The sequence below is a fragment of the Candidatus Cloacimonadota bacterium genome (assembly GCA_020532085.1).
Lineage (GTDB): Bacteria > Cloacimonadota > Cloacimonadia > Cloacimonadales > Cloacimonadaceae > Syntrophosphaera.
The window spans coordinates 107,842-129,340 of the sequence record JAJBAV010000002.1 but is presented as its reverse complement, the minus strand read 5'-3'; the positions used below and the strand labels follow the sequence as shown (position 1 = coordinate 129,340).

14 protein-coding genes and 8 tRNA genes are annotated in these 21,499 nt (G+C 58.9%); 10 read left to right on the top strand and 12 right to left on the bottom strand.

From position 1 onward, the window contains the following. The first annotated feature begins 6 nt into the window (after positions 1-6). From amrA to LHW45_01370, 6 genes are all read left to right on the top strand, one after another. Positions 7-552, top strand: a complete 546-nt coding sequence (gene amrA / locus LHW45_01395) for an AmmeMemoRadiSam system protein A (GenBank protein ID MCB5284231.1) — start codon at positions 7-9, stop codon at positions 550-552. Positions 553-594: 42 nt separating this feature from the next. Continuing rightward, positions 595-670 (top strand) — tRNA-Gly (locus LHW45_01390). Positions 671-681: 11 nt separating this feature from the next. After that, positions 682-755 (top strand) — tRNA-Cys (locus LHW45_01385). An 11-nt stretch (positions 756-766) separates the two neighbouring features. Continuing rightward, positions 767-853: transfer RNA gene (locus tag LHW45_01380), tRNA-Leu, on the top strand. Between the two features lies 1 nt (position 854). After that, positions 855-930: transfer RNA gene (locus tag LHW45_01375), tRNA-Gly, on the top strand. 163 nt (positions 931-1,093) lie between these two features. Next, positions 1,094-4,027 carry a T9SS type A sorting domain-containing protein gene (locus LHW45_01370; protein MCB5284230.1) on the top strand — a complete coding sequence of 978 codons (2,934 nt, stop codon included), beginning with the start codon at positions 1,094-1,096 and terminating at the stop codon, positions 4,025-4,027. Positions 4,028-4,688: 661 nt separating this feature from the next. Here the strand turns inward: LHW45_01370 and LHW45_01365 are convergent. The 12 genes from LHW45_01365 to LHW45_01310 form a co-directional block, all read right to left on the bottom strand. Then, complete coding sequence (locus LHW45_01365) at positions 4,689-6,440, bottom strand: ABC transporter ATP-binding protein/permease (GenBank protein MCB5284229.1); 1,752 nt, start codon at positions 6,438-6,440, stop codon at positions 4,689-4,691. Further along, positions 6,433-8,196 carry an ABC transporter ATP-binding protein/permease gene (locus LHW45_01360; GenBank protein MCB5284228.1) on the bottom strand — a complete coding sequence of 588 codons (1,764 nt, stop codon included), beginning with the start codon at positions 8,194-8,196 and terminating at the stop codon, positions 6,433-6,435. The genes LHW45_01365 and LHW45_01360 overlap by 8 nt, the downstream gene beginning before the upstream one ends. A gap of 30 nt (positions 8,197-8,226) precedes the next feature. After that, positions 8,227-8,304, bottom strand: a tRNA-Pro gene (locus LHW45_01355). A gap of 45 nt (positions 8,305-8,349) precedes the next feature. Beyond that, positions 8,350-9,759, bottom strand: a complete 1,410-nt coding sequence (locus tag LHW45_01350) for a DUF4097 domain-containing protein (GenBank protein ID MCB5284227.1) — start codon at positions 9,757-9,759, stop codon at positions 8,350-8,352. After that, positions 9,756-10,115 (bottom strand): DUF2089 domain-containing protein, encoded by a 360-nt coding sequence (locus tag LHW45_01345; GenBank protein MCB5284226.1) that lies wholly within the window; start codon positions 10,113-10,115, stop codon positions 9,756-9,758. The genes LHW45_01350 and LHW45_01345 overlap by 4 nt, the downstream gene beginning before the upstream one ends. A 1,601-nt stretch (positions 10,116-11,716) precedes the next feature. Beyond that, entirely contained in the window at positions 11,717-13,600 is a 1,884-nt protein-coding gene (locus LHW45_01340) for a hypothetical protein (protein MCB5284225.1), read from the bottom strand. Between the two features lie 132 nt (positions 13,601-13,732). Next, complete coding sequence (locus tag LHW45_01335) at positions 13,733-14,422, bottom strand: hypothetical protein (GenBank protein MCB5284224.1); 690 nt, start codon at positions 14,420-14,422, stop codon at positions 13,733-13,735. After that, positions 14,419-15,075 carry an HAD family phosphatase gene (locus tag LHW45_01330; GenBank protein MCB5284223.1) on the bottom strand — a complete coding sequence of 219 codons (657 nt, stop codon included), beginning with the start codon at positions 15,073-15,075 and terminating at the stop codon, positions 14,419-14,421. The genes LHW45_01335 and LHW45_01330 overlap by 4 nt, the downstream gene beginning before the upstream one ends. A 1-nt stretch (position 15,076) precedes the next feature. Next, on the bottom strand, positions 15,077-16,999 hold the full coding sequence (locus tag LHW45_01325; GenBank protein ID MCB5284222.1) for a hypothetical protein: 1,923 nt from the start codon (positions 16,997-16,999) through the stop codon (positions 15,077-15,079). Continuing rightward, entirely contained in the window at positions 16,990-17,958 is a 969-nt protein-coding gene (locus LHW45_01320) for an NAD-dependent epimerase/dehydratase family protein (GenBank protein ID MCB5284221.1), read from the bottom strand. Before LHW45_01320 ends, LHW45_01325 begins: the two co-directional genes overlap by 10 nt. A 30-nt stretch (positions 17,959-17,988) precedes the next feature. Continuing rightward, positions 17,989-18,064: transfer RNA gene (locus LHW45_01315), tRNA-Val, on the bottom strand. A gap of 18 nt (positions 18,065-18,082) precedes the next feature. Then, positions 18,083-18,160 (bottom strand) — tRNA-Pro (locus tag LHW45_01310). A 239-nt stretch (positions 18,161-18,399) separates the two neighbouring features. Between LHW45_01310 and LHW45_01305 the strand changes: the two genes are divergently transcribed. From LHW45_01305 to LHW45_01290, 4 genes are all read left to right on the top strand, one after another. Then, positions 18,400-18,888 carry a hypothetical protein gene (locus tag LHW45_01305; GenBank protein MCB5284220.1) on the top strand — a complete coding sequence of 163 codons (489 nt, stop codon included), beginning with the start codon at positions 18,400-18,402 and terminating at the stop codon, positions 18,886-18,888. 101 nt (positions 18,889-18,989) lie between these two features. Beyond that, positions 18,990-19,065, top strand: a tRNA-Ala gene (locus tag LHW45_01300). 76 nt (positions 19,066-19,141) lie between these two features. After that, positions 19,142-21,037 (top strand): transketolase, encoded by a 1,896-nt coding sequence (locus tag LHW45_01295; protein MCB5284219.1) that lies wholly within the window; start codon positions 19,142-19,144, stop codon positions 21,035-21,037. A gap of 68 nt (positions 21,038-21,105) precedes the next feature. Continuing rightward, positions 21,106-21,498: a 4Fe-4S binding protein gene (locus LHW45_01290; protein ID MCB5284218.1), complete on the top strand. Its 393-nt coding sequence runs from the start codon at positions 21,106-21,108 to the stop codon at positions 21,496-21,498. Position 21,499 lies beyond the last annotated feature (1 nt).

Genomic DNA, 21,499 nt, shown 5'->3' with positions numbered 1-21,499 from the left:
GTCGTGATGACGGACGCACAGAAGCAAACGCTGCTCCGCCTGGCCCGGGAAGCCATCCTCTCCCGCTTTGAACCCAGCCAGCCGGAACTTCCTGCAGAACCGGAGTTTCAGGCCAAACGGGGACTCTTTGTCACCCTGCGCCTGGATGGCGACCTGCGCGGCTGCATCGGCCTGATCCAACCCCGCCGCAGCATCGCCGAGGAAGTGGTGGAAATGGCCCGCGAAGCGGCTTTCGGCGATCCCCGGTTCCCTCCTCTGCGCCGGGAGGAACTGCCGCGAATAGAGATCGAGGTCTCCCTCCTCAGCGAAATGATACCAGTTAAAGACATCTCCGAGATCGTGATCGGGCGCGACGGACTGCTGCTGCGGCAGGGATTCCGTTCCGGAGTTTTTCTGCCCCAGGTGCCGGTGGAATGGAACTGGGACCTTCAGACCTATCTCAGCCAGCTCTGCCGCAAAGCCGGCCTGCCGGACAGAGCCTGGAAAAGGGACGACGCGGAACTCTTCCGTTTCGAGGCCGAGGTCTGCGGCGAAACGCATATTTTGCCTTGACAAAATAGACCCACCCAAATTTTTGGAGCTTCGAAGTCATGAGCGGGAATAGCTCAGTTGGTAGAGCGCAACCTTGCCAAGGTTGATGTCGCGGGTCCGAGTCCCGTTTCCCGCTCCATTTTTTAAACTGGCGACATAGCCAAGCGGTAAGGCAGAGGTCTGCAAAACCTCCATCCCCGGTTCAAATCCGGGTGTCGCCTCCACCCTTTTCCAGGCCGGAGTGGTGGAATTGGTAGACACAAGGGACTTAAAATCCCTCGGGCTTACGCTCGTGCCGGTTCAAGTCCGGCCTCTGGTACCAAGCGGGAATAGCTCAGTTGGTAGAGCGCAACCTTGCCAAGGTTGATGTCGCGGGTTCGAGTCCCGTTTCCCGCTCCATTTTTTTATACCTCTGAAATCCTCATCCTGCCTCCGTTTGACAGTTTTCCCCACGCTTCCGGATAAAACTTTTCACAAAAAATATATGGCAACCTCGCATCGTTTGGAACAAAACTTGCTGCTCTTAGCCAACAAGTCAACAATGACTAAAAGGGAGACAGAAATGAAGAAGATGTTTTTGATCGCGGCATTGTTAATGGCGGTTTTGGGCTTAAGCGCGCAGGAAGTCGCCCTGCGCCAGGCTTGGAAGCTGGACTTCAGAGGGATCCAGGCCCGCACCACGGATGATTGTGTGATCGCCCTCTGGGAAGACACCGATGCCGGCGACACCGACATCTACGCGCAAAAGTATGATCCCTCCGGCCTGCCCCAGTGGCCCCAGCCGCGGATCATCGCCGGCGAACCCGGCGTGCAGGAAGCCGTGGCTTGCGTGCCCACCTCAGACAACAATTTTGTGTTGCTCTACCAGCAATCCGGGTTCGGCTACGAGGACGGCATTTGGCTGCAAAAGTTCAGCTCCAACGGCCAGCGGCTTTGGGGCGAAAGCGGAGTGCAGATCCGTAGCGGTTCCTACTTCCCCAACTTCATGCTGGTTCCCAATTCCGTTGGCGGTGTGTACGCGATTTACAAAATTTCCTCCGGGCTATCCACGGTGATCGGCCAAAACCTGGACAGCTTTGGCAACCAGCTTTGGCCGGCTGGCGGGCTCACTCTGGCCAGCCATACCCAATATCTGACCCTCGATTCTGTTGTCAGCGACGGCGAAGGCGGGATCATTGTCGACGTTGTCTCCCAAAATGGGATCTCCTCGCTCACCCGCTGGTCCCACCAGGGAACGGTGATCGGCAACAACCCGCTGCTGCCGCCCTCCGCGTTTCCCAGCGGCCAATACTCCATCCTGCCGGACGCCAATGGCAATTTCGTGCTCTACAGCTTCAGCGGCGGTCTCAGGCTGCACCGGATGAACAGTGTGGGCGAACTGCTACTGCCCGCGCCTGTGTACATCAGTCTCCAGATCGGTACAGACCCGATCAACAGGCCCCATCTGCAGCCGGTCTTTGATGGCGGCCTGATGTTTGCCTGGGAAGTAAGCGCCACAGACGAAAACAGACAATTGCGGGCGATCCGGTTGAACAGCGACTTCGCTTCCCAGTGGGGTCCGGATGGTGTGCAGGTCGCCAGCGGATATTCCCAGTACCGGTTTTACCAGGGGCTCGATCTCGCGGTCACAGACGCTGGCGCGGCCTGGTTGAGCTGGATCGAAACACCTCAGGACGAGCCACCCCATTCGCTCAAAGCCCAGTATGTGTCACCGCTCGGCGCTGTTCCCTGGGGCGTAAATGGCATCACCATCAACGCGGACGGATACATCTCCGGACGTCCTGCTGCAATGGCTTTTTCCGACCGGGGAATGTTCCTCTGGCAGGACCGGCGCGAAGCGAGCGACGACCTGCGGCTGCAGGTGCTGAGCACCGGCGGAGCGGCGTTCCAGGACCTCGGCGGCGAAGCGCAGGTAAGCCGCTTGGGCGGCCTGGCCGACATGTCGGAAGTGATCGCCCTGCAGGACAGGTATCTGGTGCTATGGACTGACTTGCGCAGAGGCCACTACGAGATTTATTACCAGATCTGCGATACAAATATGAATCCCTTGCTGGAAGAGGGAGGCCGGCCGCTCTGCCCTCCGATGGGATTGCATGTCACCAATATCAAAGCCCTTGCCATGCCGGACAACAGCGTGGGAATCCTGTACGCCGCCAACTATGATGGCACCCAGTGGTATCCGCTGCACCTGCAGAGGCTGGATTCCACGGGCAACCTCATGTACCCCGGCATGGGCCTGCAGGTCACCGACGACCTGAACGCCCAATATCCCCAGATCAGCCAGAGTGGCAATGACATTTACGTGGCCTGGACTGCTGGCAGCTATCCCCAGTATCAATTGATGGGGCAAAGGATCTCCGGCGGCCAGACCCAGTGGGGTCCTTCCGGAAAAGTCCTCTATACCCCGCCCCAGGAATTTGCCCTGGGCCTGGGCGGCCTGAAAGACCGCTATGTGATCTTCAACACCACCGATTACAACACAGATGCGCATAGCGCCAGAGTGCTGAGGATAGACCCCAACGGCGATCCCGCCCCCGGCTGGCCGGCAGAGGGGATCGCGGTGGTGAGTGGAAATGCCGTTATCGACAGCTATAACCCCTCTTTGGCCTTGCTGGGAGATGATCTGGTGGCTTTCCCCGTGATCTATCTCGACATCACTGTCAAAGCCCAAAGGATCTCCCCCGCCGGAACCAAACTCTGGTCCGAAGCCGGCATCCAGCTCCCCTTTGGCGGTATCCAGGGCCTGGTGGCCGCGGACGACGCCATCACCCTGCTCTATTCCTCACAATGGGATCCCGACCAGGACCTGCGCCTGCAAAAGCTGGCCGGCGACGGCAGCCTGCTTTACGGAGACGGAGGCCGGCTCATCGCCACCGGTTTGCACAACGCTTACGACGCCACTTTGGTCCGCTTCGCCAACGGCAACCTGGCCTCTATTTGGAGTACACTCCCCAACGACCAGTACGGATACCGGGACGTATTCATCCGCCACATCAACCCTCAGGGCGAAGCTCTGGGCGCTGGACCGGAGGTCCTCTGCGGCGCCTGGCTGGAACAGGAACACGTGCGGGCCGCCGTGATCGGCAATTCTGCGTTGGTCTGCTGGGATGACGCCCGAGCGGGCATCCTGGACAGCGAATACTTCGTGAACTCCATCTACGCCACCCGGGTGAACAGCGGCGGCGTGGACAGCTCCGATCCCGAGACGCCCGCGCTGGACGCTCCGGCGCTCAGCCAGAACTATCCCAATCCCTTCAACCCGGAAACCACCCTCAGCTTCAGCCTCCCGGCCGGCGGAGAAACGCATCTGGCCGTGTACAACCTCAAAGGCCAAAAGGTGAAAAGCCTGGTCTCGCGGATCCTGCCCGCGGGCGATCACAGCGTGGTCTGGAACGGCCGCGACGATCAGGGCCAGCCCGTGGCCAGCGGCATCTACTACTGCCGCCTGGTCTCTGCCGGACAGACAGTGATGCGGAAAATGGTACTGGCGAAGTAAGCATTCATACTCCAGTCTATAAGAAAGCGCCGAGGCACAGTGTCGCGGCGCCTTTCATTTTTCCTGTGGAATTATTTTTATGAAATTGAGTGGGTACGGGCGCTCACCCAGCCAGAAACCCGGAGGGCGACAGAACGATAGCGAGGGCGCGTAAGCCCCTCGAAAACGCCCCCCATCAAAGCCTCGCAGAGGCGGCAGAATATGGCAGGGGCGACAGAACATGGCGATGGTGCCGAACATAGCCAAAGCGGCGAACATGGCGAGGGTGCCGAACATAGCCAGAGCGATAGAACATGGGGAGGGTGTGAACCGAGCTCAAAGACGGAAGGCGGTGGCTTCAGCCACCGTGCCCCGAAACATCTGCGCGTGATAAAGACGATGTCCGGTCGGCTTCAGCCACCGGAGGAGGGATCAGCCTGCCCAGGTGAAGGTAAACCAACCGGCGGTTGAAACCGCCGGAGATCGTTTCCTGTACTGCTGATAACCGGGAACGGTGGCTGAAGCCTCCGCCTTCCGTCTTTCACATCAGGGCAACCTACTTTGCCTGGCTCCCAATATCATTACGGTATGAATACGGAATCATTGCGGATGAAACCCGTATTGATTCCGTATTCATACCGTATTGATGCTTGGGGCCAACCTGGATATGGCGAGATGGAAACTATTTCAGGTGTTCGTGCAGGAAGTCGTGGTATTCGGTGTTGTTGAACACCAGTTCGTCGTGGGTGCCCTGGTGGGCGCGCCCCCGCGAATCGATGAACAGCACCCGGTTCACGTAGTGCAGGGTGGACAGCCGGTGTGAGATCACGATGGCGGAAATGCCGGGATAGTGGCGGTCGATGTCCTGCCAGAGTTTTTCCTCGTTCTCGGCGTCCAGCGAGGCCGTGATGTCGTCCAAGATCAGCAGTTGAGGCTTCTTGATCAGCGCCCGGGCGATGGTGACGCGCTGTTTCTGGCCGCCGGAAACGCCCAGCCCGCGGCTTCCCACGCGGGTTTCATCCCGGTCCGGAAAATCGGCGATCTCCTCTTCCAGTTGCGCGGCCCGCACGGCGGTGCGGTATTCCCCGTCGGAAGCCCCGTCCACGGCGAAGAGCACGTTTTCCTTCACGGTGCCGGTGAAGAGCAGCGGGTCCTGCGGCACGTAGGCGATCAGGTTGCGCAGGGAGGTGAGGTCGATATCTTCGATGGGGATGCCGTTCACGGTGATCTGGCCGGAATCCGGGCGCAGCAGGCCCAGCACCAGATTGGCCACGGTGGTCTTGCCCGCGCCGGTGGAGCCCAGGATCAGCAGGCGTTCGCCATCCTTGAGCTCGAAGCTGCAGTCCGTGATGGCGGGCTCGTCTTTTTCCGGATAGATGCAGGTGACCTTGTCGAAGCGCAGTTCGCTGATCCTGTTTGGGCTGGCGCTGCCCTTCCAGCTTGCGTTGAAGCTGGGAAAGTCTTTCATTTCCTCCAGGCGGTCGATGTTCACGAAGGCCTGTTTGCCGCTCACAAAGAGCTGCGGCAGGTCCAGCAGCGGATAGATCATCATGCTCAGGTAGGTGTAGAACATGTAGAAGGTGCCCACGCTGATCTGGCCTTTCACGGCCATGTAGCCGCCGAAGATGATCACGCCGATCTGGGCGAAGTAGTCGATGTACTGATAGATCAGGCTCAGCACGGCGTTCAGCTTCACCACGCCCATCTCGGTCTTGAAGCGCCGGGCCAGGGCGAGGTCGAAAAAGCGGTTGTATTTTTCCTCGCTCACAAAGGCTTTCACGATGCGGATGCCGGAAAAGCTCATCTCCAGCTGGCTGTTGATGTCGCTGATGGCCTGCTGGTTGAGCTCGAAATTGCGGTAAAGCTTGTCCGCGGTGAAATAGAAGACCACCATCATCAGCGGCAGCGGCGCGATCGAAAGCAGGGTGAGGCGCGGGCTGATGCTGAACATCACCACCAGTGAGAACATGATCAGGGAAAAGGAATTCACCGCGCGGAAGATGCCGGAACACATGAACCAGCTGATCTTGGGGAAATCGCTGAGGTCGTCCGTGAGCCGTGTGACCACGTCGCCGGTGCGGAATTTCTGGAAGAAGCGGAAGTCCTTGCCGAGGATGAACTTGAAATAGAACATGCGCAGCATGTTTTCAAAACGGATGTTCACCCAGCCGCGGAAGGCGGCGTAGAAACCGGTTACGAACTGCGCCGCGCCCAGCCCCAGCAGGATCCAGATGATGCGGTCCACTTCCGCCATGGGGTCCGGATATTTATCCGGCGTGGCCAGGATGTTCTTCAGCAGGTCGATCAGCCGGCCAAACACGATCGGATGGGCGATGGCGACCGCGGAGCTGCCCAGCGTGAACAGCAGCATGATGATCAGGAACCATTTCTGGGTCATCCATTTCCGCACGATCCAGCGCACGTGCTTATTCAACCGCGTCCTCCGTTCCGATCAACTGCAGTTCCACCAGCTTGCGGTATTCCTTCGAGCTTTGCATCAGCTGCTGGTGTTTGCCGCGGTGGATGATCTGGCCCCCGTCGAAGAAGAGGATCTGGTCGGCGTCCAGCACCGAGGTGAGGCGATGGGCCACCACCACGGCGGTCTTGTTCGAAAAAACTGTCTGCATGCTGCGCTGGATCTTGGCTTCGGTTTGCGGATCGATGGAGGCGGTGGCCTCGTCCATGATGATCACCTCCGCTTCGAAGGCCAGGGCGCGGGCGAAGCTGATCAGCTGTTTTTCGCCCTGGGAAACGTTCTGGCCGCGTTCCGCCAGCTCGGAATCCAGGCCGAGGTTCTGGTTGCGGATGAATTCGTCCAGCTGCACGATGTTGATGGCTTCGCGCACCTTGGCTTCCGGAACGGCATCGTTGTAAACGCGCACGTTTTCCAGGATGCTGCCGGGAAAGAGGAAGATGTCCTGCAGGATCAGCCCGATCTTGCGGCGCCAGGCGCGGAATTCGATCTCGCTCAGGGGCACGCCGTCGATCAGGATGCGGCCCTTGTTCACGGGATAGAAGCCGCAGAGCAGGCTCACCGTGGTGGTCTTGCCGCTGCCGGAAGCGCCCACCAGAGCTATCTTTTGCCCTTTGGGGATGGTGAAGGAAACGTCTTTGAGGATCCAATCCTCGTTCTTGTAGGCGAACCAGACGTGCTCGAAGCTGATCTCGTGCTCGAAGGAGGGCAGCTCGGTTCCGGTGAAGAGCGCTTCCTCGGATTGCATGTCAGTGAGTTCCAATATGCGTTTCAGGCTCACGAAGGCCCGCTGGATCTGCATCACGTTTTCGGAGATCTGCATCAGCGGCCAGATCATCCGGAAGATGTAGTCCACAAACACGATCAGGGTGCCCAGGGTCACCGCTCCGGTGATGATCCGCGGCGCGGTGAGCTTGATGATCACCACCAGCAGCAGCACCTCGAAGATCAGCATGAAGAGGCTTTGCGAGCCGTATTCGGTGAAGGAGGTGCGCGTTTCCAGCTTGTATTTGTCGTCCGAGGCGGCCTTGAGGTCCTCGTAAACCTTGTTTTGCTGGTTCAGCGCCTGGATGATCGGCATGCCCTGCACGAAATCCGTGATCTTGGCCGTCACCAGCGCGTTCTTTTCCCGGATCATCCGGTAGAATTTGGAGAGGTATTTGATCAGGAAGTAATAGCCCACGATGGCCACGGCCATCATCGGCAGCACGTAGATGGCCACATGCCAGTCGCGCAGGAACATCACCAGGAAAACGCCCAGGAAGAAGAGCAGGTTGCCGATGATGCGGATCGAAAGCTCTGAAAACAGCGCCTTCACGCGCTCCGCGTCGGATTCCACCCTGGCGATCAGCTCCCCCACCTGCTGGTGGCTGAACCAGTCCACCGGCAAAGTGAGCAGATGGCGGAAAACCTGGGCCTTGAAATTGGTGATGATCTTCACGCCCAGCTTGGAAAGCAGCACGATCTGCAGATAGGAAAGCACGCCCGCCACGATCACCGCCGCCACGAAGAACCCGCCGAAGCGATACATCTGCGCCACGTCGGCGTTGGGGATGCTTTTGTCGATGATCTCGGCCAGGATGAGGGGATAGAGCAGTTGCAGCGCGGAGGTGCAGAGCATCGCGAACAGCCCGAAGAGCAAAAGCCCCATATCCTTTTTCACAAAAGGATAGAGGAGCTTGAGATAATACTTCAGGTTAATTTTTTCTTCAGGCATGTTTCCTTCGCGGAGGCCACTTAAAAACAATGGTCGGGATGAGAGGATTTGAACCTCCGACTTCTCGGTCCCGAACCGAGCGCGCTAACCGGACTGCGCTACATCCCGACCGGTCTGGATCAAACTTTGTTGAGCCGGGTTTCTGTCAAGATTTTATTCTCGGCCGATGGCCTTCAGCAGGCGCTCCGCCTCCTCCGCGGTGATCTTGCCGCTTTCCAGCATTTCCAATATCTTGGCCCGGCTGCGTTCGTCCACGGCCTGTTTCTCGCTGTCGCTGAGGTCCTTTCCCTGGGCTTTGGCGAGGGTGGATTCCACCGTTTTTCTAATGAATTCTTTCAGAATGCCCGGTTCCGAATAGTCTTCGTCGCTGGCGTGGTGTTCAGGCGCTGGTCTGCCCTCGGTGTCCTTCACCTTGCGGAACACGCTTTTCAGCGTGTCGGTAACCTCATCGCCGATCTGGTCCACGGTTTTCACCACCTTATCCGAGGTCTCCTTGAAATCGAAGTCTTCCACAGCTTTTTGCAGCTTGCCCAGCGCGCCGCTGAGTTTTTCCTTGATCTTCTCCTCGTTGATGGAGCCGATGGCCTTTTCCACGGCCGCTGTGGCGGATGCGAGGGTCTTTTGAACTTTTTCCATGTCCTCCTCCCCCACCGCGGATCCGATCGCGCCTTTGAGGTCCTTGAGCTTCATCTTCACGAAGCTCATGTCGTTGCTGCCGTCCGCGCTTAGCTTGATCACGCCGTTTTCGGTTCGGATGCTGATCTTGAGGCCGCCCTCGCCGCGCCGGATGACCTTGTGGCCGTCGGCCGCGTTTTCAACCGCTCCCAGGGAGCTGGAGATCGCGCCCACATTGGTCTCGGCGTCCAGCTCGAAATTCTGCTCCTGGGCCAGCACGAGGTTCACGATCCCGTTTTCGTTCACGAAGTCCATCTCGCCGCTGTCCAAAGGCAGGCTTTCATAGTAGATCACGCCGTTCTCGTTGCTGATCTTCACCCGGGGGAAGCTGGCCAGGCGAACCTTCACGGGGCCGTTCTCGGAGGTGATCTCGAGGTTGCCGCCGCTCAGCTTTTCCGCGACGAGGGGGCCGTTTTCAAGGCGGATCTCGAAATCCCCCGCGCAGGAATGCAGCTTGATGGGTCCGTTTTCGTTCTGCAGATGGATGTGGCCTTCGCAGCCATCCAGCTTCAGAGGCCCGTTTTCGTTGTGCAGCACCAGCGCGCCGGCGATTCCCTCCGCCTTGATGGGCAGGTTGTCGGTTTTGGCGATCACCGCCGCGCCGGAGGGAACCTTCACCCACACCTGCGAACGGCCGGTTCCCAAAAAAGCCTCGTTGAGCTCCGGAATGCGCTCCAGGCCGATCTCCAGGGTCTTGCCGTCCTCATCCACGTGAAAGTACTCCGCGAGGTCCGTTCCCGGCGCGAAAGAGGGGATGCTGAGTTCGGCCCGGATCTCCACCTGGCCGCTTTCTGAACGCCCGATGTGCAGCGGCGCCATGCTGTTGGTGATCTCCACTGTGTCTTTGCCCCCAAAGTCGTAGTTCAGATCGATCTTTGCCGTTTTCATGATTTCCTCCTTGTGTCTATCATGCTGATGGCTTCCTCCACGGAGATGAAACCCTGCTCCAGATCGCTCAGGATATCGCCGAAATCCTCCACGGAAGGGCTTTCGTTCACGATCAGGCGGATGATCTCCGCCAGCCGGTTCTTCACCGTGGGATAGGATATGCCCAGGCGCTTTTCCATCTCTTTGATGTTGCCCTGGACAATGATGAATAGTTTCACGAATTCCAGCTGCCGGGGGTCGAGGCCGCCCAGCCAACTTTGGCTGAAATTCCCTCTGTAACTGATCTCGCAGGCCGGGCAGCGAAGCTCCCGGATCTCGAGGGCATGCTTGCAAATCGGGCAGGATGTGATTTCCATGATCTACTCCTTGATATTCTCAAGGTCAGAATTAATTATCTTGAGATTACGTCAAGTTTTATTTTCATTTCTCTGAGGTTTTCTTCTGTTTTCCCGATGTCTTCACTGATTCTCCCTTTGCCCCAGCCTACTCACATCCCGGTAACAACCCGCTTAGTTCCCACTTGACAGGCGGGAACTAAGCGGGAAGTTCAGGGGAGGCGGATGGGAGAAGAAAATGGGCGGTTCGTCATTCCAGACTCGTCATCTCAGCGCTGCCGTCATCCCAGCGAAGGCTGGGATCCAGACAAGTTCGAACCCGTAGCGCAGGATGCCGATCCTGCGGGATGCCAGGACGCAGCATTGGCATGCCGCGCTACATAGTTCTGGCGCTGGCGTCGAGCTACGCAGGAGCATCGACGACAGCAGAAAACAGGAGTGGCAGACGTCCCCGTCTGCCAAGGCCCGCAGGGGCTTTCAGAACCCAAAAACAAGACCCGCAGGGGCTTTCAGAACCCAAAGACAAGCTTCTCCGAAGCTTTGCAAACGAGGACGTTTGCGGCTCCTGTGAAGCGACGCAGGAGCATCGACGACAGCAGAAAACAGGAGTGGCAGACGTCCCCGTCTGCCAAGGCCCGCAGGGGCTTTCAGAACCCAAAAACAAGACCCGCAGGGGCTTTCAGCACCCAAAGACAAGCTTCTCCGAAGCTTTGCAAACGAGGACGTTTGCGGCTCCTGTGAAGCGGCTGATTCAGGCTGGGGCCACAGTCAAGACGGAAGGCGGTGACCTCAACCACTGATTCCCCCGGAAACAAACCAAAAAAAGACGGAAGGCGGTGGCTTCAGCCACCGTTCACCGCCCAAGACAGACCGACAATAAAGACGATGTCCGGTGCTTTCAAGCACCGGCCCAAACACCCCGGAAATCCGCCCCCACGGCCTCCTGAGAACGCGTTTGCGGCCTTTTCACCGGATACAGGAGGATGGCGTCAGCCGGCGGTTGAAACCGCCGGAGATCGTCTCTAACGCGGCTCCTGAAAGGGTACGGTGGCTGAAGCCACCGCCTTCCGTCTGGCCAGGCCTGAAGTTAGAAGCGACCACCATCCTGAAGTTAGAAGCGACCCCCATCCTGGAGTTCAAAGGGACCACGATCCTGGAGTTAGAAGCGACCCCCAGCTGATCCCCAGAATTGGTTTTTAACAAAATTACCGATTCTTACGGCTATATCTATTTGCTGCATATGAAGTTGCAAGAATGCAAGAATAAATCGCAGTTATTTGTATTTCTTGATTTGCAGAACTCCAGCTAATATAAAAAAATTCTTACATTCTTGCAAGTATCTATTTTTCATCACGTTACAGGCGTTAAGATTCTTACGGATCCTTACATTCTTGCAAGATTCCAAAACAGAGGGATTTACAAAGATTGTAAAACCGCTAACTTCACTTTTTACACCCCCTGTTTTGAGCGGTTTTTGCAACTACCTACCTTGCAGATGCTTGCGGATAATTTTGTCCAGGCGCAGGACGCGAAGGTCCATCCCCCTCTGCCTCAAGCAGATAGCCATCCAAGGGCCTGTTTCGGACCGGGACAGCCTCCAGGGCCGGGAAAACCGGCAGGGGCTACGGCAGCGTGTTTCCCGCGGTCACGCGGTAGAATTTGAAGGTTTCGGTCCCGGTCAGGTCGAGGCGCACGATGCCGTCGGCGGGATCGGGATCGTGGGCTTTGACGGGGGCGTCCCAGCCATCCGGAAACAGGGCGCAGGGATCGGAACTGGCGTAAACCTTGTAGTAGATGGCTCCCGGCACCTGGTCCCACTGCAGTTTGGGTTCGGTTCCCAGCAGCAAGGCTTGAAAGTTGGCCGGGGTGGCCAGCTCCGTCACGCCGCTGCCGATGGTGATCAGGCGCCCGAAATTCGCTCCGTCAAAAGGTTGCCAAACGCCGAGGGTGTTGGGGTTGATGATCCGGTTGAGCAGCACCTCGGCGTTGTAGAGGCTGCCGTTGAAAAACCACTGGGCGGGGCCGAGCTCCGAAACCAACTGGAAGCTGGAGACGCTGATGCTACCGGCGTTGAAAAGATACTGGTCCGCCGTGCCGTCCAGATAGACATTGCGGTTGTAGATCCCGCCGTAGTTGCTGATGTTTCCGCGGCAATAGAGGTTCAGGGTCCAGTTGTTGATCAGCCGGATGGTGCCGTAATTGATCAGCTGGCCGTTGATGGTGAGCTCCACCGGATGGGTCCTGGGTTCGATGTAACCGTAGTTCACCAGATCCTCGACAGAGCAGTTTCCGCTCAACCCCACCGTGCCGTGAAAGCTCAGATCCTCCGCCTGGATGGAATACAGGGAGACACCGGAACCGGTGAGGGGGCTGAAACCGTCAGTCTGCAGGATGGCATCGCCAAAAAAGCCGTTGGTGAAGGTGATCCCGTGCACACCACGGCCGCTGTGCAGGATGAGGGTGGCGCCGTTGAGGTTCGTGTTGCCGCCGGCAAAGCGAAGGTCGGAACGCAGCTCGTGGGGAGCGGAACCAGCTTCGGCGATCAAGTTGGCGCAGCTGATGGGATCGGCTGTGGCGTCCTGCCAGAGAGAGGCAGGCTGAGTGTTGTTCAGTACCGTCCACTTGTTGCTGAGGGTGCCATAATGCTCAAGATCACCGCCCAGATACAGCCAGAGGTCCCAATTGAGGGGGTTGTTTTTGATCGTGCCGTGGTTGGCCAGCAATTCGGTGACGATCAGGACCGGCGCGTCCGCGTTCGCGCTCTGGACAACCGCTTGATTGCTCAGGATCCCCACGGTCACCTGGTTGGCGATCTCCACCGTTCCCGTAAACACGCATTCGTCGATGGTCAGCTGATCCAGGTCCGCTCCGCCGCTGAGGGCCAGGGTGGCGCCATCGCCGCCGTGGATGTTGCCCTGGATGATGTAGCCTCCGGCCAGGCTGAGGGTGTAGCCCGCTGCCAGATAATTCAGGTCCAGGATACCATGATTCAGATCGATCCGGGAATTGGCCATATTGAGATCGGAGAGCAATCTCACCGGGCTGGCTGGCGCCAGGTCTTTCAGGAAGAGGGGAGAGAAGCTGCCGCTGCCAGAGAGAAACTGGTCCGCGGAGCCGTCCAGATGGAGAACTTCCGGCGTGAACAGGCCGGCGTTGCTGATGTCGCCGAAACAGCGGAGCCGCAGCAGCCAATTATTGGGATGGTTTCTGATGGTGCCGCTGTTGCTGAGGTTTCCGTAAACATAGAGGTAATATTCGCTACCGCCGGTGTTGCCGCCATAGAGGAAACGCTCGGCATTGACCGTCAGATCCCGGCAAACGCAGTCCTGGCCGTCACAGGCGATCACCGGCCCGTTGATCACCACGTCGTCGTAAGCCGTGGGAACGTTGCCTCCGGCCCAGGTGGCGGAATCGTTCCAGTTGCCTCCGGTTTCCGTGGAAAGGATCGAAGCCCAGCCCGAAACGCAGACCAAAGCCAGAACCGCAAAGAAAAGAAAGTTTCTCATGACCTGTCTCCCTGCATGATTTGTCCCTCAGGATGATCCATTGGGATAATGGTCAAGAAATATTTATAATAAAATTAGCCACCTTTGTAGATTATTTGCCACAGATGGCGGAAAAGGGAGCGTTGGCGCGGATCAGATCCCTTTCAGGGCGAGGCCTTCCCAGGGTTTTTTGAGGGTGTAGGCCATCACCAGGCGTTCTTTGCCGCCGAGGCCGGCGGGAACGATGTCCGCGTAGGCGTCCAAAACGAGGTAGCGCCTGAAAGGCAGGCCGGTGAGGCGCCCGCATTCGGCCAGGATGTCGATGCCCTGTTGGACCACCTCGGGGGTGGTGTACTCCATCAGGTTGTTGTTGCAGACAAACTCGGTGATCTTCAGTTTGGAGGCGAATTCCAGCTGGTCCTTCATCCGCAGCACCTCTTCCACGCTGGAGGTGAAGGGGCGGAAGGTGTTCACCACGAAGAGCATCTCGTAGCCGCGCAGGCTGGCGGCATCAACGAAGCGGCCCAGAGTGCGGCAGCCGGCGAGATCGCCGCCGACGTCCAGGATCACGGTTTTGGCGGGGTTTTCGATGGCGCCTTTGATCCGCGGCGAGAGCATGGGCAGATCGGCGTGCTTGAACTGGCCTTCGGGCGCGATGACTTCGATGCCCAGGGCGGCGAATTCCTCCTGCACGTCGCGGGAACGGAAATAGGGATTCACCACGTCCATGTCCGCCAGCACCACCTCGTGCTCAGGGGTGTTCAGGCTTTGGGCCAGGTGGAGGGAAAATTCGCTTTTTCCGCTGCCATAGGCGCCGATGACTATGTATAAGGGTTTGTTCATATCTCAAGTAACTCGCTTAATTCTATGTAGTTGTGGGCGAAGGCATCGGCCATGGCCCGGATCCGGGGCTGGAATTCCTCGCTGTCGGGGTCGTAAATGGCCACAGCGCGCATTCCGGCGGCTTTGGCGGCCTGGATCCCGGTGAGGGTATCCTCCACCACGATGATGTCCGCGGGCTCTAAATCCAGCTCCTGAGAGCCTTTCAGATAGATGTCCGGCCAGGGTTTTCCCAGCAGCTGCTGGTCGCCGGTGACCACAGAGACAAAGTAGTTCCAAATGCCGGTCTGGACCAGCACTTTTTCCGCCAGTTCGCGGGAATTGCTGGTTCCGAGGCCGAGAGGGACCCCTTTTGCGTTCAGCTTCTCCACCAGCTTTTTGGCCCCGGGTTTTAGTTTCACGGAGTTGGCGTAGTGCCAGCCCACCATCTGGGTCCATTCGGCCATGATGGCTTCGGCGCTGTCGGGCAGGCCAAAGCGGTCCTTGAAATACTGGGCGGTCTGGATGAAGGAATTGCCGGAAGGCAGATGGTGAAAGAGGTCGCGGGGGACGGCAAGGCCTCGTTTGTGGAGGAAATCACGGTCCACCTGGCGCCAGAGTCCCATGGAATCGATCAGGGTGCCGTCGAGGTCGAAGATAACCGCTTTATAGCGCATTTTAGTTCAGGAAATACCAGCGCAGGGCGGCCTGCAGCGACCCGGGCAGGGGATCCGCGCCATAGATGCCGGAATTGAGCAGGTTTTTGTAGGTGATCTGGAACTCGAAGGGCTTGCCGATCCGCACTCCGGCCCAGAGATCGATGATCAGCGCTTCCTCTCTGAGGGTCCAATCGCGGTCGGGAGTGACGAAGGAACTGTGGCCGAGCAGGGAAAATCCGGCGAAGAGAGCGTTGTGGTGGGAAAGCAGGCGGCTGAGGTTCAGGTGGCTCTGCCAGCGCAGCTTCGGCTCGTTGAAAAGATCTTGATAGCCACCCTGCCAGACGATTCCCGGTTGCCAGTCCAGGTTCCAGTTGTTCCAGGTTTGATCGATGCGGGCGCTGAAGCGGAGATAATTCACGGGCTGAGGACTGGGCACCAGAGCGATGGTGGGCTGGGTGGAAACCACGCGCCGGCCTCCGGAGATGTTCAGCAGGGAGTTTTGGCCCCAAAGCCAATTCAGATAAAGGCCCAGATGGGCGTTGTCGTGGATATCCACCTGGACCAGCGAATCCTTGGGGCTGAAGGGGTTCGGCGCCCACAGCAGCGGCGCGGGAAGGGTGTTGCGGTAATATCCCAGCAGCCCAAAGCGGAACTGGCCCAGGCGATAGCCCAGATCGGCCAGGGCCCGGAAGCGCTTGAAGTCTTTCAGTTCCAGCTTCGCTTCCGCCTTGATCCGGGCTGTGTCAAGGCCGAGGTCCAGGCCCAGCAGGTCGGTGTGGTCGTCTGTAGCCAGGCTGAAACTCCGCCAGACGAACATCCGCTCGTAGAGGGGTGTGAGGCTCAGGCCGCCGGTCCGCAGGGTTTTTGAGGCCCGCAGGCGGAGGGCGTCGTCGCGCAAAGTATCCGCGTAAACGGTCTCGATGGAAAGATCGTGTTCATGCAGCAGGGCCAGATCCAGCCAGGGAGAACGCCAGGCGGCGAAGATGTCGCGGTGGCGGCGCTCCACGCGGTATTCTGGGTTCGACCAGTATTCAGGGCGGAGATAGAATTGCGAAAGATCGGCGCGGTGATCGGCCACAGCCAGGTCCAGCGTGGTTTTGCCCAGCGGCAGGCTGAGATCGAAAAACAGCGCTTCGCGGCCGGAATCCCGCCCCAGCCAGTCCCCGTCCTGGATCAGGAAGCCGAACCCGGCCTGGAGGCTGTCCACCCCGAAGAGGCGGTTTTTCCTCAGCAGCCCGCGCGCGAACAGCTGTTCATAGTCCCCGATGCCCACCTCGATGGCGCTGAGGGCCACCGGATAGGGATAACTGATCTGTCCGTAAGCCTGTTCCAGAGAGCTGTTCCGATCTCTCAGAAAGCCCAGGGCGAAAAGGTCCTGATAGACCGGGGAGTAGAAGGAAATCCGCTGCTCAAAGCCATGCAGGGAACGGCGCACAGAGTTATCCGGCAGTCCATAAAAATAAAACCCGGAGCGGTAGGGCTCAGTGGCACCGTTCAGGGCCGTCTCCGTGGCCGGGGAATGCGCCGGAGAGCGGAAGTTGAGGCTGGCAAAATCTTGCTGGATCCAAGCCTCGATCTCCTCCAGCAGCTGGTCCTGCTCCTGCTTGCTTTGGAGGGTGGGCGCGTCAGGCGGGGGCAGGATATCCAGGATGGCGTCGAATTCGGCCAGGGAATCGCCGCAAGGAATGTACGCGAAGGTAAGCAGATGCTGCCTGAGCAAGGATTCCAGTTCCGTTTTGCCGTCCAGGACGCTCACCAGGCCCAGGGTGCTGTCGGCATTCACCTTCACCCGGATCAGCACTTCCGGCGGCTCGTAGCTTTGGGACCAGCCTGAAGGCAGCACAAAGGCCCTGCCGCCCAGGCGGAGGGGGGTCGGCTGGGCCGTCAGCATTCCCGCGAGGATGATCAACAGCAGCCCCAGAAACCAGTTCTTTATAGCCATCCGTGCTCCCTGTACCAGGCAAAGGTCTTGCGCAGATTGGCCTCCAGGTCCGGCCGGGGATCCCAGCCCAGCAGTTCGCGGGCCTTGGCAATGCTGGCCACCCAATTCACGTTGATCAGCTCTTTCATCTTTTGCTTATTCACCAAAGTCACTTTGCCGGTGAGGGTTTCGAACAGCTCTCCGGCATAAAAGCCAGCCATGGCCAGGGGTATCGGGATGGCGATATTCAGGGTTTTCTTTCTGCCCAGAGCCTGAGCGCAGGCGGCCATGAACTCGCGGTGGGTGTAAGTTTTGCCATTGGAGGCGAAAAAGACCTCGCCCTCGGCTTGGGGATGGGTGCAGCAAAGCTCGATGAACAAGCAAAGCTCTTCGATGTAGATGAGGTTCAAATACTGTTCACGGGGGCCGATGTGGAAACTGAGGCCGGCTTTGACGGCTTTATAAAGCTGCAGAAAGTCCTTCTCCCCGGGACCGTAAACCGGCACGGGACGCGCCACCACCCACTCTTTGGCACACCCGGCCCGGATGACCCGCTCCGCCAGCAGCTTGCTGCGGCCATACCAGTCCACCGGCGCGGAGGGTTCGGCTTCGGATACCTCTTCATTGCTCCGGGAAGGGTGGGAAGCAGCCTGGGAACTGATGTAAACCAGCCTGCGCGCTGTTTCCAAGCGGTTGAAGGCTTCCATGAGCTGCCGGGTGGCGCCCACATTCGCGGCCACCATCTGGGCGAAGCTGCGCGTGCGGATGGCGCCGGCGTTGTGGATGAGGACTTCCACGCCTTCCAGAGCGGGGTCCAGATCGGTCTGATAATCCGTCCGGCGGATGGCGACGTCGGGATCGAGCAGGTCAACAGGAGATTTTGGACGCACGATCGCCACCACTTCATGCCCCAGGCGGTGGAAATGGTTCGCGAAGTTGCTGCCCACAAAGCCATTGGCCCCGGTCACGGCGATTTTCATTGTCCTTCCCAATTGCTGTAATCAAATGAATGGTGGGCGCTAAGGGACTCGAACCCCCGACATCATGCGTGTAAGGCATGCGCTCTTCCAGCTGAGCTAAGCGCCCACGTGGCAATACTTAAAGTGGTCGGGGTGAGAGGATTTGAACCTCCGACTCCTGGTTCCCAAAACCAGTGCGCTAACCGGGCTGCGCTACACCCCGCAGACTTGCCATGAATTTACGCGGCCTGTTTCTGTCAAGCGAATTGCATGGCCGGATGGTAACAAGGCGCCGGGCAAGCTCTTCCCGCAAATCCAGCTCAGTTGGCAGCAATCTGCCGGTTCTGATGCGGTCGTCTTTACGCCAGAGCAGGAAAACCGGGCCTGGACACCAGCCGTGGAAAAGTTCCATTGACAGAAACCCCTGCCAACGGGAAGTTGCGAACCGCAGAGGAGATGGTTATGAAAAAGCCAGTCTATTTGTTGTTGCTGATCGGGCTGATGTTCACCGCGGCCTGCAGCGTGCCCCAGGAAGCAATTGAGGGCAGGGCGCCGGACCAGGACCGCCCCAGGATAGTGGTGGCCGTGCTCAAGAACGCGGATACCCCCCACAAGAAAGCCCTGACAGAGATGATAAGGGCGGATTACTCTGAGTTCTACGATGTATCGGTGCTCGAAGTAGCCAAACCGGAGGACATCGCGGGCCAGACCTATGATGCCCTGGTGGTGATGGAAAGCCTTAAAGCCTGGCTGTTGTTCAACCGGGGTTTGAAGCAATTTACCGAGCTTCCGGACCAAAGCAAGATCGTGTACTTCGTATCCTCCGGCGACGGAAAATGGCGCTGGAAAGGCAGGGACATCAGGATCGTGACCGGTGCCTCAAGCAAGGCCAGACCCGAGGATTCATACATCCGGCTGAAAGAGGAATTGGACAGCATCCTCTGTCCCTGATCACCGCGCCGCCGGTCCCGCCGCGCGCGGAAGTCCGGAAAGTTTTTGTCTTGACAGAAAAGCCGGCCCTCAGGAATTGTCGCCAAAGCTATCCAGCATGTGGGGCATTAGCTCAGCTGGGAGAGCGCATGACTGGCAGTCATGAGGTCAGGGGTTCGATCCCCCTATGCTCCACCAAGCTTTCAGGCGGTTTGCTCAAAAGTCCTGTGGGACAGATATGGGGGAACCGCCATTTCTTTTTTGGAGAACCACTATGACCGACAATGAGACCATTATCCGCCTGCAAACCCAGGCCAACCAAGCCCGGGCCGCCATCCTGAGCATGACCACCCTGGCCGCCTCCGGCCATCCCGGGGGCTCGATGTCCAGCATCGATCTCCTCCTGGCACTCTACAACGTTATCCGCCACGACCCCTCCGCTCCGCAAAAGCCAGACCGGGACAGGATCGTGGTGAGCAACGGCCACATCTCCCCCGCCGTCTATGCCGCCCTGAGCCTCAACGGATACCACGACCTGGACGAGGCCGTTTCGCAGTTCAGGCTGGCGGGCAGCAAATTCGAAGGCCATATCGAGCGTGAGGTGGCGGGCGTGGAATGGAGCAGCGGCAACCTGGGACAGGGGCTTTCCGCCGCGGCCGGCATGGCCCTGGCTTCACGCATAAACAAGGTTCCCTACATGGTTTGGACCCTGATGGGCGACGGCGAGCAGCAGAAAGGCCAGATCTCCGAAGCCCGCCGTTTCGCCGTGAAGTACGGCCTCAACAATCTGGCCGCCATCGTGGACTACAACCGCCTCCAGATCAGTGGAAACATCGACGCCGTGATGCCCCAGAACATCCGCCGCAACTGGGAAGCTGACGGCTGGAAAGTGCTGGAGATCGACGGCCACGACTTCGGCGCGATCTTCTCCGCCCTGGCCAGCGCCAGCGAAGCTGACCTGCCCACCATGATCCTGGCCCACACGGTGATGGGCAAAGGCGTTCCCTGCATGGAAAACCTGGCCAAATACCACGGCTCAGCGCTCTCGGAGGAGCAGCTTGACGAGGCTCTGAGAGTTTTGGACCAGCCGAACCAGATGGACAAATACCGCCAACTGCGGGAAAGTTTCCAGGCTCCGGCTCCAGAGGCGGACACCGGCAGCTTTGAGCTGAACTGCTCGCTGCAACCGGGCCAGCCCACGGTTTATGAGCAGAGCACCGACAACCGCAGCGCCTGGGGCGCCGCCATCGCCGATCTGGCCAGTCTCAACCGGGAAAACCCCACCCCCATCGTGGTGGTGGATTGCGATCTGCAGAGCAGCGTGAAGACCGGCGATTTTGCCAAAGTGAGCCCCGACCGCTTCATCCAGGCAGGAATCATGGAACACAACGCTGCCGTGCTCAGCGGAGCCCTCTCCAGCTGCGGGATCCAGACCTTCTGGGCGGATTTCGGCATGTTCGGCCTGGACGAGGTTTACAACATGCAGCGCCTGAACGACATCAACCACACCAACCTCAAGGTGGCGCTCACCCACGTGGGCCTGGATGTGGGCGAAGACGGCAAAACACACCAGTGCATCGACTACATCGGCCTGCCGCGCAACCTCTTTGGCTTCCGCCTCATCTGCCCCGCCGATCCCAACCAGACCGACCGCGTGGTGCGCTGGCTGATCGACAAACCCGGAAACTACCTGATCACCATGGGCCGCTCCAAACTGCGCATCATCCGCGGCGAAGACGGCCAGCCCGTTTACGGCCTGGGTTACAGCTTCGAATACGGCCGGGCGGACATCCTCCGCGCCGGCAACAAAGCCACCCTGTTCGTGACCGGAACGCCGGTTGGCAATGCCGTGGAGGCCGTGGACAGGCTGCGCGAGGAAGGGATATTCCTGCAACTGGTTTACGTCTCCAGCCCTCTGGAGATCGACCTGGAAGCACTCTCCCAGGCAGCCCGCGCCGGCCAGATCTTCAGCGTGGAGGACCACAACGTCCACAGCGGCCTGGGCTCCATGATCGCGGACCGCCTGGTGGGGGAGGGGCTCAGCGCCCGCCTTGTCAGGATCGGGGTGGAAGGCTACTCCAGCAGCGGCACTTCCCAAGACCTTTACAAAGCGGCGGGGCTCGATCCCGTCTCGATCGCCGCGCGGGTCCGCGCCGAACTGCGAAAATAATCATTGACGCCGGACCGGGAAATACAGAACATGCTTTTACAAAGAGAATATATGCCAAGGAGTGGATCATGAAGAAGTTTCTTCAGACTTATCCGGAAAACTGCATCGCCTGCCACGCCTGCGAGAGCTCCTGCTCCAGCACCTACTTCAAGGTGGACGATCCCCAGCTTTCCCGCATCCGCATCAGCGAGGCGGGCGGGGCCATCCAGATGAACACCTGCAACCAGTGCGGGATCTGCGTTCAGGCCTGCCCCACCCAGGCCCTGAGCATCAATGCCCAGGGTGTGGTGATGCTCAACGCCAGGCTCTGCATAGGCTGCTACATGTGCGTGGCCGCCTGCCCCACCGGCTCGATGTTCATCAGCCAGGGCCAGACCGTGCCCTTCAAATGCGTCGCCTGTGGGATCTGCACCCAAAGCTGCCCCGCTGACGCCATCCGCATCGTGGAAAAGGAGAATTGAC

Coding starts and splice junctions, on each gene's coding strand:
- amrA (MCB5284231.1), top strand. CDS start 7: ATGACGGACGCACAGAAGCAAACGCTGCTCCGCCTGGCCCGGGAAGCC.
- LHW45_01370 (MCB5284230.1), top strand. CDS start 1,094: ATGAAGAAGATGTTTTTGATCGCGGCATTGTTAATGGCGGTTTTGGGC.
- LHW45_01360 (MCB5284228.1), bottom strand. CDS start 8,196: ATGCCTGAAGAAAAAATTAACCTGAAGTATTATCTCAAGCTCCTCTAT.
- LHW45_01350 (MCB5284227.1), bottom strand. CDS start 9,759: ATGAAAACGGCAAAGATCGATCTGAACTACGACTTTGGGGGCAAAGAC.
- LHW45_01345 (MCB5284226.1), bottom strand. CDS start 10,115: ATGGAAATCACATCCTGCCCGATTTGCAAGCATGCCCTCGAGATCCGG.
- LHW45_01340 (MCB5284225.1), bottom strand. CDS start 13,600: ATGAGAAACTTTCTTTTCTTTGCGGTTCTGGCTTTGGTCTGCGTTTCG.
- LHW45_01335 (MCB5284224.1), bottom strand. CDS start 14,422: ATGAACAAACCCTTATACATAGTCATCGGCGCCTATGGCAGCGGAAAA.
- LHW45_01330 (MCB5284223.1), bottom strand. CDS start 15,075: ATGCGCTATAAAGCGGTTATCTTCGACCTCGACGGCACCCTGATCGAT.
- LHW45_01325 (MCB5284222.1), bottom strand. CDS start 16,999: ATGGCTATAAAGAACTGGTTTCTGGGGCTGCTGTTGATCATCCTCGCG.
- LHW45_01320 (MCB5284221.1), bottom strand. CDS start 17,958: ATGAAAATCGCCGTGACCGGGGCCAATGGCTTTGTGGGCAGCAACTTC.
- LHW45_01305 (MCB5284220.1), top strand. CDS start 18,400: ATGAAAAAGCCAGTCTATTTGTTGTTGCTGATCGGGCTGATGTTCACC.
- LHW45_01295 (MCB5284219.1), top strand. CDS start 19,142: ATGACCGACAATGAGACCATTATCCGCCTGCAAACCCAGGCCAACCAA.
- LHW45_01290 (MCB5284218.1), top strand. CDS start 21,106: ATGAAGAAGTTTCTTCAGACTTATCCGGAAAACTGCATCGCCTGCCAC.